General features: G+C 66.3%; 12 protein-coding genes. 3 read left to right on the top strand and 9 right to left on the bottom strand.

Annotated features, from left to right (window positions below; all coding sequences use genetic code 11):
* Positions 1-8 precede the first annotated feature (8 nt).
* The 3 genes from GDR74_RS00205 to GDR74_RS00195 all read left to right on the top strand — a co-directional run bounded on the left by GDR74_RS00205 (position 9) and on the right by GDR74_RS00195 (position 2,956).
* Entirely contained in the window at positions 9-860 is an 852-nt protein-coding gene (locus tag GDR74_RS00205) for a metallophosphoesterase family protein (RefSeq protein ID WP_152584408.1), read from the top strand.
* 93 nt (positions 861-953) lie between these two features.
* Positions 954-1,862 carry a 3'-5' exonuclease gene (locus tag GDR74_RS00200; RefSeq protein WP_246179807.1) on the top strand — a complete coding sequence of 303 codons (909 nt, stop codon included), beginning with the start codon at positions 954-956 and terminating at the stop codon, positions 1,860-1,862.
* Positions 1,863-1,996: 134 nt separating this feature from the next.
* Positions 1,997-2,956 (top strand): hypothetical protein, encoded by a 960-nt coding sequence (locus GDR74_RS00195; RefSeq protein WP_152584406.1) that lies wholly within the window; start codon positions 1,997-1,999, stop codon positions 2,954-2,956.
* Positions 2,957-3,487: 531 nt separating this feature from the next.
* On the opposite strand, the gene GDR74_RS00190 is transcribed toward GDR74_RS00195, so the two are convergent.
* The 9 genes from GDR74_RS00190 to GDR74_RS00150 all read right to left on the bottom strand — a co-directional run bounded on the left by GDR74_RS00190 (position 3,488) and on the right by GDR74_RS00150 (position 14,376).
* The gene (locus GDR74_RS00190) at positions 3,488-4,921 is read right to left on the bottom strand and encodes a UvrD-helicase domain-containing protein (RefSeq protein ID WP_152584405.1); all 1,434 of its coding nucleotides are present in this window, start codon (positions 4,919-4,921) and stop codon (positions 3,488-3,490) included.
* On the bottom strand, positions 4,914-6,620 hold the full coding sequence (locus GDR74_RS00185; RefSeq protein ID WP_152584404.1) for an ATP-dependent nuclease: 1,707 nt from the start codon (positions 6,618-6,620) through the stop codon (positions 4,914-4,916). The genes GDR74_RS00190 and GDR74_RS00185 overlap by 8 nt, the downstream gene beginning before the upstream one ends.
* A gap of 285 nt (positions 6,621-6,905) precedes the next feature.
* Positions 6,906-7,385, bottom strand: coding sequence for a DUF411 domain-containing protein (locus tag GDR74_RS00180; protein WP_152584403.1), 480 nt, complete (start codon positions 7,383-7,385; stop codon positions 6,906-6,908).
* Between the two features lie 186 nt (positions 7,386-7,571).
* Positions 7,572-10,748 carry an efflux RND transporter permease subunit gene (locus GDR74_RS00175; protein ID WP_152584402.1) on the bottom strand — a complete coding sequence of 1,059 codons (3,177 nt, stop codon included), beginning with the start codon at positions 10,746-10,748 and terminating at the stop codon, positions 7,572-7,574.
* Positions 10,745-12,184, bottom strand: a complete 1,440-nt coding sequence (locus tag GDR74_RS00170) for an efflux RND transporter periplasmic adaptor subunit (RefSeq protein ID WP_152584401.1) — start codon at positions 12,182-12,184, stop codon at positions 10,745-10,747. The genes GDR74_RS00175 and GDR74_RS00170 overlap by 4 nt, the downstream gene beginning before the upstream one ends.
* Entirely contained in the window at positions 12,181-12,576 is a 396-nt protein-coding gene (locus GDR74_RS00165; RefSeq protein ID WP_152584400.1) for a FixH family protein, read from the bottom strand. Before GDR74_RS00165 ends, GDR74_RS00170 begins: the two co-directional genes overlap by 4 nt.
* A 101-nt stretch (positions 12,577-12,677) precedes the next feature.
* A complete protein-coding gene (locus GDR74_RS00160) occupies positions 12,678-13,046 on the bottom strand; it encodes a hypothetical protein (RefSeq protein WP_152584399.1) in 369 nt (122 codons plus the stop codon).
* 154 nt (positions 13,047-13,200) lie between these two features.
* The gene (hisI, locus tag GDR74_RS00155; protein ID WP_425486963.1) at positions 13,201-13,647 is read right to left on the bottom strand and encodes a phosphoribosyl-AMP cyclohydrolase; all 447 of its coding nucleotides are present in this window, start codon (positions 13,645-13,647) and stop codon (positions 13,201-13,203) included.
* Between the two features lie 57 nt (positions 13,648-13,704).
* Entirely contained in the window at positions 13,705-14,376 is a 672-nt protein-coding gene (locus GDR74_RS00150; protein WP_152584397.1) for an NYN domain-containing protein, read from the bottom strand.
* Positions 14,377-14,499: the final 123 nt, after the last annotated feature.

The raw sequence follows: 14,499 nt of genomic DNA, 5'->3' as shown, positions 1-14,499 counted from the left end.
TCTGGATCATGTCCGACCTGCACGTTGATGACGGACGCCTCCCGCCCTTCACGCTGTCGGACCATCTGCCGGACTGCGATGCGGTCCTGATCGCGGGCGGCGTGGCCTCGGATCTGGAGGAGGCGCTGCGGTGGGTCGACCGCTCCTTGCGCAGCCGTTGCCGCGATCACCCCATCATCATGGTCCCGGGCAACGAGGAGTACTGGAACGGGCGCCCGATGGCCGAGACCTTGGCCCGCGGCCGCGAGTTCGCGCGCAACACTGGCATCACGCTGCTCTCGGACGAAACCGCCAGCCTCGTCGACAGGCAGGGACGGGGCGTGCACGTCGTCGGTGCAACGCTGTGGACCGATTGGGGCCTCAATGGCGCCGACCGGGCCACCGTTGCACGTGGCTTTGCGCGCGGCTCGTGGCCAGATTGTCAGCGCATCATCCTGACGCAACAACGGTCTTGGTCACCGCACGTGGCCGCCGGCGCGCACGCGCGGTCACGTGCCTACATCGAAGACGTCCTCGGCAGCATTGTCTGCCAGGAGCACGGCATTCGCCCGTCCCCGGTGTCGATGATCACCGGCGTGCGACCGGGCGACCGGGCCGTCGTGCTGACCCATCACGCCCCATCCCGGCGCTCCCTTCCCGACGACTGGATCGGCTGGTGCTCCACGGAGCGCTGGCTGCCCACAGCCCATGCGTCCGATCTGGAGCCGATCATGCGGAGCTGGGGCGCTCCCGCGCTGTGGGTCCACGGACACGTGGCGGATGCCGCCGACTACAGGGTCGGAAAAACCCGTGTCGTGAGCAATCCCGGTGGCACCGGGCACACCGACGCTCCCAGCCCTGGGTTCATTGTCGAGGTCTGAGCCGCTCGCCCCACCTGCACCTGCCCGGTCGCCTTTCCTTCAACGGCCACTTCGTCACCCCTGACACCGCTGTCCTTCACCATGGAGTCCACGATGCAGCACGACCGCCTGATCTGCCTCGACATTGAAACCGTTCCGGACCGCGATCTCATTCCCGCGGACTGGCCCGCCGACAAGTTTCCGAAACCGATCTGGCACCGCGTCGTTGCGATCTCGTTCGTGGAAGCACGGATCGAGCGCGACGAAAGCACCGACCGTGAGCGCTACATCGTCGAGTGCTGCCGCTCGGGCGGACGCGCCGACTGGGACGAGCGGCGCATCCTCACCGCGTTCTGGCGCCACTTCGCGCAGCGGAACATGCGGATGGTGACCTGGAACGGACGGGCGTTTGACGTCGCCGTCCTGCAGCTGCGCTCCCTGATCCACGGCATCACCGCCGAGGCCTGGAGCCAGCGCGGCAACCGGTGGAACAACTACGCCCAGCGTTTTGCGCCCGACTGGCACTGCGACCTGATGGAGGTGCTCTCCGACTATGGCGCGAGCGCGCGGATGGGCCTGGACGAGGCGGCCCTCGCGATGGGCCTGCCCGGCAAGATCGGCGGTCACGGCTCCGAGGTCGAGGCCATGGTCGAGCGGGGTGACATCGAGCAGGTCAGGGCCTATTGCGAAGGGGACGTGCTGAACCTCTATGCCCTGTACGTTCGCTGGGCATTCCTCACCGGGCGGATCGATGCGGCCGGGCACAACGCCAGCATGGAAAGTCTCGTCGGCTGCCTGGAGGCGGGGAGGGCGGAACGCCCGCACCTGGGCGAGTTTCTCGACCGCTGGCAGTCGTCGGATCGTCCGTCCCCGATGCTTGTTGCCGCTCCGGCCGTTGCCGCAACACCTGTGACGCCTGTCCCACCGGCCCGGGGCCTCGCAGCGCTTCGGCGCCGGCAAACCCGGGGTGCTCGGACCCGGCGGCAACCTCTTGGTAACCAAGCGGCGACGCTGTTCGCCTGACCCTCTAGTCACTAGAGATATATCAATGATATAATTCTTACACGCTCGAAAAGGGCGTGCCTGCACCAGACGCACTGGGACATCGACCCGACACAAGAGGGCGAACCAGCGCACCAGGGGGCTGGAGAGGTACCATGATCGTTGCGTTCTTCGCGGACGATACATCCGCATCCCATGCGGCGCTGCTGACCGCCCGCGGCCTTGCCACCGTCGACAGGTGGGCGACGCTGGTCCAGTTCACGCACCCCGGTGCCACCGGACTGAGTGCTCCCTCGACAGCGCCATCCATCCCGGTCGTGCGGGTCGATGCAGGGAGCCGCCCGCCCGCCGATCTGCGACGGCTGCTCGACCAGGTGGAGGAGGAGGACGGCGATCTGATCCTGGCCGCTCCCCTGCATCTCATACGCTCGCCGCTGCTGGCGTCCTGCCGCCATCTGCCCGTGCTGCCATGTGGCGCTACCTTCATGGGGACCGCCGCGATGAAGAAGGCTGTCCACAGGCTCAGGAGCGCTTCCCCGTCCGGCCGGGAGGTGCCGCATTGGCTTCTTGCCTGTGGCTACCACACTGTTGCGGATGCCATGGGAGACGCCCCGGAGGAACGCACGGTGTCGACGAGGCACCAGTCGACCCGCGTTCTTCCCCTCGCGATGCCTCTCCTGCGCCGGGCCGACACCGCGGCGCTGATGGGCGGATCGCCGGCGCCCTCCATTCTGCGGCATGGGGTCCTGCTGGCCGCCGCCCTGGAAGCCGCGGCCGCCGATCCGTTTGCCGATTGCCTCGACAGGGCAGGGCTCGCCGACATGCTGGACCCCGGTCCAAGCCTGGAGGACCGCCGCCTTGGCGAGAAACTGTCAGCGCTCGCGGACATGTTCGAGTGGCTGTCGGACACCCACCGCACCGTTCCCGCCGCAAGGGGAGCATCCCGCCGCCCTGACACGGATTGCCGGCACCCCTTTCTGTCGGCTCGAACTGCGTCAAGGCAGACGGCTGGTTCCAGCCGCCCTGCTCGCCGGACGGCCATTGCGCGCGAACTCCATCGGCGTACCCCTCCGTTCACCCTCCGCGATGCCAAGCCGTCACTGCGCCGCTCGTAACCTGCAAAGCCTGACGCTTCAAACCATAGGAGGATCACCCATGCCATCTGCTGCGAAGAACATCGTCCGTGCCTTGGTCATCACGCCCGGGGCTCCTTCACCCAGCACGGGCGCTGGTTCCTACGCGAACCGTCCCCAAGTGCCTCAAGGGTTACCGCTGACGGCTCGGGGAACCACCGCCCCCGCACGTCGACCGCAGCCGGTCGCGTCCGTCGCGAGAACGCGCGCTCCGGTCGGGCAGCCGGGACGGTCCCGCCGGGAGGTGGTCCATGACGTCGATCACTCACACGACGTCATGGACCTGGGCCATTCCATCGAGGGAGTGCTCGACGAGGAGTTCGACGACTTCGGCTGTGACCTTGGCACGCTCCTTCGGCTTGCCAACGGTCCCTGAGGGCACGCCACTGAGCCATAGGAGGACCTGCCGATCCCAGCGCGGGATCATCCATGCCCTTGCGCCACGTGCCCGGCCAGCCCAGGGCCTGCTCACGATCCAGCCCCCTGCCAGAAGGGGCAGTGCGTGTGGCAAGGTTAGTTCACATGTGGGTTGAGCACTTGGCTCCGGGAACAGATGACAAGGGATGTCGATCCCCGGGTCATCGACACATAGAGGTGACGGGCATCGAGCTCATCCGCGTCCAGGATCACGGCGACCTCGCCCTCCAGCCCCTTGAGCAGCAGATTGCTGCCAACCGCGCGCCGGGGAAGCGCACGACCCAGGAGCCGGCTCTGCTCGCGGACATGGACGGCAGCGTCGTGGAACGAAAGCGATCCGCCGGAGGCATGGCACATTTGAAGGGCTTTGAGGCACGCCCGCAGCATGCCGGACCGATAGGTGATCACGCCTGGGGTCTTGCCGATCTCCACCAGCACGTCGGCCACGCCGCTGTATGAGGGGGTGGCAACGAAGTTCAAGCCGGCCTGCTCCGCCGCGCTCGCCGCGAGGCGCGCCGTTCCCCGGCGCAGGGAGTCCACCCGTCGGATGTAATCGGCCGCGCCGACGTTCGACATGACCGACTGGGCGAAGGTGGCCACGATGTCGAGGGCGTCGGCATGATGGAGGTTCAGCCTGCCGGCGAACTGGGTGAGATCCTTGAGGTCCACGGCCTCAATGGCCTGGGCTCCGGGCGTCCGCCGCGCGATGTCCTGCTGAGCGGCGGGCTTGGTGCTGTAGCCGATCACCAGGACCCGGTCGTCCGCGGACAACCCCTTGGTTCGGGCGGCCGCCAGACGCAGCTTTTCATCGTCTGTCCCGTCGAGGTGCACCCAGGTCACCTCCGCCGGCGCGTTCCGCAGGTCGATCCGTTCCCGGTTCAGGAGCTTTTCTCTGACGTCGAGCAGCCAGCGCCCAAAGTGTTCCGTGCCCGCGCGGATCCAGCGCCATGGCTCGGACAGGACCCCGATCTCGGGGAAGTGCGCGCGGACATGCTCGTCCCAATCAGGCATGGGCACACCCTTGAACCCGAAGATCGATTGCAAGGGATCACCCAAGACGCACGTCGGCAGCACCGTTGACGCATGCCCGACGATGCAATGCTGCGGGACGGAGCAGTCCTGATATTCGTCCACGATGATGCGGGAATAAGTGGCCGCGAGCACATCGTTCACATGGCCGCTTTCGAGCAGCGCATGGGCGGCGTTGCGGATCGCGGGATAATCGTTCCTGGGGTTCTGGAGCATCAGAACAGCCGGGTCGATGGCGCTCCGGGCCGGGAACGTCGAGATCAGGCGCATCGACCAGCCATCGATGGTCGACAGGCGGTACCGCTTGGCCGGGATGCCAAGACGGTCGAGCCTGCTCCGCAGCGCCGCCACACCAGCGTTGGTGTGTGTGAGCACCAAGACCGGCTTGTCATCCCCGCACCGGGCCAGCGTCGACGCAATCAGTTGCGTCTTCCCGCACCCAGCCGGGGCGGTGACGGAGCCCAGCCTGACACTGAGGAGATCGATGTCCGCGTCAGCCATGGGAAGCCCATCCGATCAGTGATGCGATTGTCTGGACGAAGGTTGCGTCGGCCTGCGGCAGGTCGGGCGCCACGATCTCCCGCCCGACCGTCTCCATATCGGTGACGGATTTGAACCAAGCCGATTTCTTGCCCTTCGCGGCTTTGCCGAGGGTGATCCTCAGGTCGGTGCTGATCACTCCTGCGACCGACGCCAGAGCGAAGCGCCTGTCCGCGGAACGGATATGGCTGTCGACCGTATCATCCCCGTGCAGGTCGACAGCCAACGCCACCAGCTTCCGCACCCCCGCATCGGAGAGGCTGAGGAAGAGCTCGTCCTCCGTCGTGCGGCCGCCCCGCCACACAAAGAGCTGCCCGCCTGCGGCCGTGAACGCTTGCTCGGCTTCCGGCGTGGGTTGGATATCGTCGTCCCGAAGGACCGCGACGCGGTAGCCCAACTTGCGGAAGGCCTCCGCCCCACGGTAGATCTTTTGGGCTCCGCCGATGTCCACGAGGAACGCGCCCGACGCAAAGAGGGACGTTTGGCCCCGCGCCGCCACCAGGTGCTGGTCGAGGCCCCGCAGCAACCCCACTTCGCTTGCCCCCTCGCAAACATAGATGGAGGTCGCGAGGAACGCTCCCGGATAGGATCGGACCGTCCCCTGAATGTCGTCCTCCGCGCTGGACCGCAGGATTTGGTGTCGCACGGCCGACCGGCGGACGACATTGAGCTGATCCACCGAGAGTTCGCTCAAGGCGACGGGCGAGTGGCTCGTCGCGAAGACCTGCAGGGGCGGCTCGCGCTCCTTCGAGCCCAGGGAATTGACGAACCGGATGATCCGATGCGGCTCAAGTCCGTGTTCAAGCTCGTCCACGAGGATGATCGTTGACCGTTCGGCTGCCTTGCGCTGCAGCCCCGCGATGAGCAGGCGCGTCGAGCCGATGCCAAGGCCACGGAGCGGTACGCCACCGTCGTCGTGCAGCGAAATCGTGCCGCCGACAAATGAAACGGAATGCGCGTCAAGCATGGCCTTCACGGACGGCCCTACCGGAATGCCGAGCTCTCTTGCTGTATTGGCCACGATCCCCAGCGTGGAGCCAAGTTGTGTTTCCGCTTCCTGGCCAAAGGCCGCGCGGGCATCCCGTGCGGCCTTGGCCAAGGCCGACGACGCGTCCGCGCGCTCGGTCGAGACACGGTTGAGAACGGAGCCCCGCTGCCATCCCAGGTTATGATGCGCGACAGCTCCGATCCTCGTTGGTGCCAACTTGACGCGATCAGCCCACGGCAGAAGGCGTGATTGCCCTTGGGCGGTGGCGCGGTCCGACACAAGGCACCAGGACGGCTCCAGATCGCTTTGGACCTCAAGCTTGATCGTAAGCACAGTCTCTAGGCCGGCGGCAGGCTCATCCTCGACCTCACTTGTGTCCTTGTTGAACCCTCGGAGGTACAGCCCGTAGCTCTCGAAATTCTTCTGCGTGTCTTCGAGTTCGCCGACGGTGACCAGGATGGTGATGGGTTCGTCGACGTTCAGGTTGTGAAAGTCGGCGTCGGTGAAGGTGGCGTTGCGCCGGGCGCCTAAGCACAAGTCCAGCGCATCAAGGATCGTCGACTTGCCGCTGTCGCCGGGGCCGACGAGGCAATTGATGCCCGCCGAAGGCACCCAGCTGAGTTCTTTGATGGATCGGAAATTGCGGATCTCGACGACTCGTACCCGTGCCATGTGCAGGCATGCCCCATTATGTTTGCCCCCTGGTATCCGTGCGCATGCGACCGGTGAAGCTGCCGTCGACAATGTACTGACAGGATCGGCGGAAAAGCCCTGGGTGTGGCTGGGAGGGCACAATACCGAACGTCGGTCTTGTCGCTTGGCTTCGGGTGGTCTCACGACCGTCACGGATATGATCTGACCACGGGTCCCGGCACATGCCCGAAGAAGGGAGCCCCGCCGAAGCGGGGCTTGTTTCGCTCTCGCCCAACGCCGGGGTGTTGTCGGACACGGGTGCGATCAGGCTTCCTGGCCGCCCCGGTAGCGCGCGAAGGAGCGCTGGCCAGACGGTCCGAACAGGATCACCTCATAGGTGTCGGACTCCATGCCTTCGACCTCCATTCCAGGCGATCCGACCGGCATCCCGGGAACAGCCAGCCCAACTGCCTGATGTCTCTCGGCGAGCAGTCGCTTGATCGATGGGGCGGGCACGTGCCCTTCGATCACATAACCGCCAACCTCGCCGGTGTGGCAGGACGCGAGCGCCCGCGGCACGCCCAGGCGCGTCTTGACGACGTTCATCTCAGAGGTTTCGATGATCTCGACCGGGAAGCCCGCCTGCTTCAGGTGGTCCGCCCACCCGGAGCAGCAGCCGCAGTTCGGATCTTTGGTGACCACCACCTTCGGCAATCCCTCAGCAGCGCGGAGCGGCGGCGCAACGGCCGCTCCTGCCAGTCCGGCGATGAAGGCTCGCCGGGTCCATGCGAATGCGTTGTTCATAGCGCTCTCCTTGGTTCTCTTCATTCGTGTCGTTGCAACGGTCGGCCTTCACCGGAAGAAGACGTATTTGACGAGGGCCGCGACGGCGAGCAGCGCCAAGATGAGGGCCAGGAGGCCGAACAGGCCCATGCCCCACATCATTCCTCCGCCCATCATCTTGTGCATCATGGCATCCTCCTCATGTGATCACTCCGCGGCATGCTTTAACCCTTGTGTGTCGGCCTCGATGGTCGCGCCGGCGACCGCTGCCTCCGTCGTCAGTTCCCGCCCTTTGGCGAGGCCGTAGATCGCCGGGATCACGATCAGGGTGAGCAAGGTCGAAGAGATCATGCCCCCGATCATCGGCACGGCAATGCGCTGCATGACCTCCGATCCGGTGCCGGTGCTCCACAGGATCGGCAGCAGACCCGCCATGATCGCGACCACCGTCATCATCTTAGGCCGGACACGCTCGACCGCACCGACCATGATGGCCTCGTAGAGGTCCGCCCGGGTGAATGGCCTGCCCTGAGCCGCGCGCTCGGCTTTCAGGTGCTCCAGCGCGTGATCGAGGTAGATCAGCATCACGACCCCGGTCTCGGCGGCGACGCCCGCGAGAGCGATGAAGCCGACGGCGACCGCGACCGACAGGTTGAACCCGAGCCACCACATCATCCACACGCCCCCGACCAGGGCGAAGGGCAGCGACAGCATGACGATCAGCGTCTCGGTGATCCGGCGGAAGTTGAGATACAGCAGCAGGAAGATGATGAGGAGCGTGACGGGCACCACGATCTTCAGGCGCGCCGCAGCCCGTTCGAGATATTCGAACTGGCCGCTCCACTGGACGTACGTGCCCGCCGGGAACTTCACCTCGTTGGCGACCGCCTGCCGGGCCTCGGCGACGTAGCCCCCAAGGTCACGGCCGGCGATGTCGACGAAGATGTAGACCGCCAGCTGCCCGTTCTCTGTCCGGATCGAGGTGGCGCCGCGGGTGAGCTTCACCTCCGCCACCTCGCCGAGCGGCACGGCGCCGCCCGCTGGCAGCGGGACCTGCACCTCGCCCGCGATGGCCTGCGGGTTCGAGCGCAGGTCGCGCGGGTAGCGGATGGTGACGCCATAGCGTTCCCGACCCTCGACCGTGGTCGTGACAACCTCGCCGCCGAGCGCGGTCGAGATCACGTCCTGCACATCGCCGACGGTTAGGCCGTAGCGGCCGAGCGCGACCCGGTCGGGCACGACGTCGAGGTAGTAGCCTCCGATCACGCGCTCGGCGTAGGCGCTCGTGGTGCCAGGCACCGCCTTGACCACAGCCTCCACCTGGCGGGCCGCCTTCTCCATCTCCGCGAGATCCGATCCGAACACCTTGATGCCGACCGGTGTCCGGATGCCGGTCGAGAGCATGTCGATGCGGGCCCGGATCGGCATCGTCCAGGCATTCGACACCCCGGGGAACTGAAGCGCCTGATCCATCTCGGCCTTCAGGCTTGCCAGGGTGACGCCCGGCCGCCACGCGCTCTTGGGCTTCAGGTTGATGATCGTCTCGAACATTTCGGTCGGAGCCGGGTCGGTCGCCGTCAGGGCACGCCCCGCCTTGCCGTAGACGGAGGCGACCTCCGGGAACGACTTGATGATCCGATCCTGCGTGGCGAGAAGCTCCGCCGCCTTGGTCACCGACAGCCCCGGCAGGGTCGTCGGCATGTACATCAGCGTGCCCTCGTCCAGATCCGGCATGAACTCGGAGCCGAGCTGGCGGGCCGGCCAGACGGTGGCCGCCAGCGCCACGAGCGCCACCAGGATGGTCAGCGTCTTGGCTCTGAGCACGCCCCTGATCACGGGACGATAGATCCAGATCAGGAAGCGGTTCACCGGGTTGCGGTGCTCCGGGACAATGCGCCCGCGCACGAAGATCACCATCAGGGCCGGGACCAACGTCACCGAAAGAACGGCTGCCGCCGCCATGGCGAATGTCTTGGTGAAGGCGAGCGGGCCGAACAGGCGGCCCTCCTGGTTCTCCAGCGTGAAGATCGGCAGGAACGACACCGTGATGATCAGCAGGCTGAAGAACAGCGCCGGCCCGACCTCGCTCGCCGCCTCGATCAGGATCTCGACCCGCGGCTTGTCCTTGGGAGCGCGCTCCAGGTGCTTGTGGGCGTTCTCGATCATCACGATGGCCGCGTCGATCATGGCGCCGATGGCGATGGCGATGCCGCCGAGGCTCATGATGTTGGAGCCGAGCCCCATCAGCTTCATCGCCCCGAACGCCATCAGGATGCCGACGGGCAGCATCAGGATGGCGACCAGCGCGCTCCGCACGTGCAGGAGGAAGACGATGCAGACGAGGGCGACGACGATGCTCTCCTCGATCAGCGTCGTCTTGAGTGTAGTGACGGCATCGTTGATCAATTGCGAGCGGTCGTAAACCGGCACGATCTCGGTGCCTTTCGGCAGGCTGGAGGCGACCTCCGACAGACGGGTCTTCACGCTGTCGATCACGTTCAGGGCGTTGGCACCGAACCGCTGCAGGACGATGCCGCTGGCGACCTCGCCTTCGCCATTCAACTCGGTGATGCCGCGGCGCTCGTCGGGGCCGAGCTCGACCCGGGCGACGTCGCCGACGCGGACCGGAACGCCCGCGTCGGTTTTCAGAACGATGGCCTCGATGTCCTGGATGCTTTTGAGGTAGCCGCGGCCGCGGACCATGAACTCGAACTCGGAGAGTTCGACCGTGCGCCCGCCGACGTCCATGTTGCTCGTGCGGATCGCATCCCGGAGCTTCTGGAGCGAAATACCCTGCGCCCGCAGGCGGCGGGGATCGACAACGACGTTGTACTGCTTCACGAAGCCGCCGACGCTCGCGACCTCGGCGACGCCCTCGGCCCTGGACGCGGCGTAGCGCACGACCCAGTCCTGGAGCGAGCGCAGCTCCGCCAGGGTCATCTCCTTGGCGACGACCGCGTACTGGTAGACCCAGCCGACTCCCGTCGCGTCCGGCCCGAGGCTCGGGGTCACGCCCGTCGGGAGGCGCCGGGAGGCGGCGTTCAGGTATTCGAGCACCCGGCTGCGGGCCCAGTACGGATCCGTGCCGTCCTCGAAGATCACGTAGACGAACGACACCCCGAAGAACGAGAAGCCGCGGACCACCTTGGATTTCGGTACGGTCAGCATCGATGTCGTCAGCGGGTAGGTGACTTGGTCCTCGACCACCTGCGGCGCCTGGCCCGGGTATTCGGTGTACACGATGACCTGCACGTCCGAGAGGTCGGGAATGGCGTCGAGCGGCAGGGTCCGGAGCGCGTAGACGCCCGCCGCGACGGCGAACGCCGCGCCGATGAGGACCAGGAGCAGGTTGCGGGCCGACCAGGCGATCAGGCGGGCGATCATGGCTTCGCCTCCGATGTAGCCATGCCCTGCAGGGCGGCCTTGAGGTTGCTCTCGGCGTCGATGAGGAAGTTGGCCGACACGACGACCCGGTCGCCTTCGGCGATCCCGTCCCGGACCTCGGTGAAGCCGGAGCCCCGCACGCCGGCCTTAATCTCGCGCGGCTCGAAGCGTCCCTCGCCCTTGTCGAGGAACACGACCTGGCGGGTGCCGGTGTCGATCACGGCGCTGTCCGGAACGGCCACGACCGGCGCCTGCGATCCCGTCGCGAACTCCACGTCGGCGTACATCGCTGGGCGCAGCATCCCGTCCGGATTGGACAGCTCGATGCGGACCCGGGCCGTCCGGGTCTCCATGGACAGGTGCGGATAGATTTGCGTGACGGTCCCGGTGAACGTGCGGCCGGGGAAGCCCCGGACCCGCACGGCGGCGGTCTGGCCCTCCCGGATCCCGGCCAGGTCGCGTTCGGTCACGTCGGCGAGCACCCACAGGGCCGAGTGGTCGACGATGCGGAACAGGACGTCCCCCGGCATGGCCCGCATGCCGTCGCTGACGTTGCGCTCGATGACGACGCCGTCGCGCGGGGCGGCCCAGGAGATCGTCAGCGGCACCTTGCGGGTGCGCTCAACCTCGCTGATGACATCGGGCGGAACGGCGAGGTTTTCGAGGCGCCGCCGTGCCCCCTCGAAGCCGACCGCGGAGAGGTACTGCGCCGCCGCGGCGGCAATGTCGGGCGAGTAGAGCCGGAACAGGGGCTGGCCCTTGCGCACGTGATCGCCCGTCGTGACGTTCTCGACGGCCTCGATGAACGACTCGGAGCGCACGGACACGACCGAGATCCGGCGCTCGTCCTCCTCAAGGGTTCCTGGGGCGCGGACCGGCAAATCCAGCCTGCGCCGCTCGACCACCTCGGACCGTACGCCGGTGCGCTGGAGCTTACCTGGGGAGACGGTGATGGTCGCCCCGTCATCCTCGCCCTCGTGGACCGGGATGTAGTCCATCCCCATCGAGTCCTTCTTCGGCACCGGGGAGGTGTCGGGAAGCCCCATCGGGTTGCGGTAGTAGAGCACGCGTCTGTCGCTCTGTCGGTTTGGGCCAGGTGTCGCGGCAGCCTGCACCGGCTTGTCCTCGAAGCTCACGTCCTCGCTGGCGCGGACCGGGCGGTACTCCCGTCCGTCCCCGGTCCGCTTCGGCCCCAGCGAATAGAACGGCTTCCCGTCCGGATCGCGATAGTAGATGACCGGGCCGCTCGCGCCCGGCGCGGGTGCGGAGGGTGGAGGAGCGGGGGGCTGCTCCATGCCCAGGTGCATCCGGACCGTCGAGACCAGCGCCGGCAGATCCACGGCCGCGAGCCCGTGACCATCGCGCCCGGCCCAATAACCGCCTGCCCCCGCCGCAAGCGCGGCGAGGGTTCCGGCCATCCATGCGGCCCGGCTCATTTGCTGGCCTTGAGGACCAACTTGTTCTCGACCGTGCCCTCCTCGCCCTGGACCTTGGCCCCGAGCGAGAGCTGCCAGCCGCCGGCCATCGTCAGCCGGGTCCTGAACTGGTAGACGCCGGGCTCGGTGGACGCCACCTGCTCGATGGGCGAGTCCATCGTCGGCATGCCGTCCGGGGCCATGTCGATGCGCTTGGCGAAGATCACCGCGTCCGGAACGGGCTTGCCGGAGCGCTTGTCGACGAGGCGGGCCGCCACGACGGCCTCGCCCATCTTCAGCTCCTTCTGGACGAGCTGGAACTCATAGTCCTTGGGGTCGGCCTTGGCAGGACCGACGAGGGCAAGGCCCAGCAGCGCAGCCCCAAGGGTGCGCGAAAGGGTAGACGACTTCATGGTTGTGTTCTCCTGAGATCAGTTGGGGCCGCAGATGCGACCTGTCCCGCCGCGGACCGAAGGTCGCGCGGCGTCACTCGGCCTGGAGGCCGGGGTTGATCTCAGGCTTGCGGAGGTCGGGGAGGCGGGATCGGTGCCAGCGTGTCCGGGTTCGCGTCATTCCCCGGGATGAGTGCCCGGGCGAGGCTGAACCGGGCCGGCACGGCGTTAACGGGCATGACGCCCTGGACGATCTTGGCCAGACAGAGGGTCGCGAGCGGACAGGCTTTCTGGCAGTCCGGCATGACCGGCTTCTCGGGCGGGCAGCACGGCATGTCATCGCCCGTGGATGCCATGTCCATGGCGGCATCCGCGGCTGCCACGGGCGCAGCCATCCCCTCGGCCACCGCGGGGGCGGTGATCGGGGCAAGCACGAGCGCCAAGATCGCGAGGACCGAGAGCAGACGTGTGATGGCGAGCCAGAGTTTCACGAAACGAAAATCCCAGATTCGGGGACGGATGGAAAGTGCCGTGCCATCACGACCTCGCGAGACAACGGACCTCCGCTTGCCGTTGGGGCCTCAAAGATGTGCCGCACGCAGACGTAAGGCGTCGGTCACTTACCGCTTGGAAGCTTCACCATGGCTACCGGCTTGGACTCTCCCCGTCGAGATGGTGCCGGCCTGTGCGGCGCAGAACCGGTCCCTCCGGTCCGTTCACGATTATTCGATAAAAGCAGCTTGTCCGTCCGGTGTGGCAACAGCCGCCATCGCCGTCCACCCGAACCTTGAGCCAAACTGTATCCTGATCGCAGTCAATCCGTAGCTCTTGGACGTGCTGGATCTGGCCGCTGGTCGCACCCTTGTGCCAGAGGTCCTGGCGGGACCGGCTCCAGTACCATGCCTCACCGGTCTCAACGGTTCGCTTTAACGCCTCCGCGTTCATCCACGCCAGCATGAGGACAGCCCCGGTCTCCGCGTCGGTGGCGATTGCGGGAAGCAGCCCGTCCGCGTTGAACTTTGGCGCGAAGACAAAGCCTTCCTCGATTTCGTTTCTGGTGTCTGAGCTGTGCAAGATGCCACTCCCGGTCAGTACGGAAAAATCGACCCCGCAGGATCGTCAAGCGTGAGCCCGCTGCGGAGGAAAGGCTCAACCGTCTGTCGCCGGATCCGGTCCAGGAGGTGGAGCATAGGCCAAGGGACGCCCCACGACCTGCTTGCCATCCTTCATGACAACTTCTGGGAACAGGCAGGCTTCGATGGTCTCTTTCCAGATGGATTTGTTGCCGGAGACGAAGGACAAGGTGAGCTTGCTATGGGCGCGTCCCGGAGGCGCAACGAGGATGAGCCGCTTTCCGGGAAATGCCTTCTTGAAGTATGCGGCGGTCGCCGCCTGATCCGAGTCGGCGGTCAGCAGATAGAAGTTATCGTACTTGTCCTGGAAAGCGTCGCCGATCAGATGGATCGCGACGTTCACGTCACCCTCCTTCTCGGTCTTCTTCCTGTAGGTGCCCGTGCACTTCCGGCACTGCACGTCCTCGTCGACGAAATGTCCCAGCACAATGGTGACGCCCGCGGATTGAAGGGCTGCCTTGTAGGCGCGGTGGCGGCCCCGCTTCTCAGTGTCCACGTAGTACTCGGCCGTGCACCAGACCGCGGCCTGGAGCACCTCCTGGCGCTTGTTGATCAGCGCCTCGCCAAGGGCCCACAGGTCGAGCCACTTGAGCCAGGGCTCCTGATAGTCATCCAACGCGTGGTAGAGATTGAAGCCGTCGATGTAGAGCGCCGAACGCAGCTTCGGCGCTGGCTCGGGGGTAGACATGCGATCAGCCCATTACAAAAAGAAACCGGCGGGACATGGCCCGCCGGGGGCCGCCGGTAAACCGACGGCGTTGATGGGAATGATATCGCACACCACCATGCGAATTGCAAGATGAACCCTGAG

The sequence above is a fragment of the Microvirga thermotolerans genome (genome assembly GCF_009363855.1).
Lineage (GTDB): Bacteria > Pseudomonadota > Alphaproteobacteria > Rhizobiales > Beijerinckiaceae > Microvirga > Microvirga thermotolerans.
This window is presented reverse-complemented; position numbering and strand designations above follow the sequence as displayed.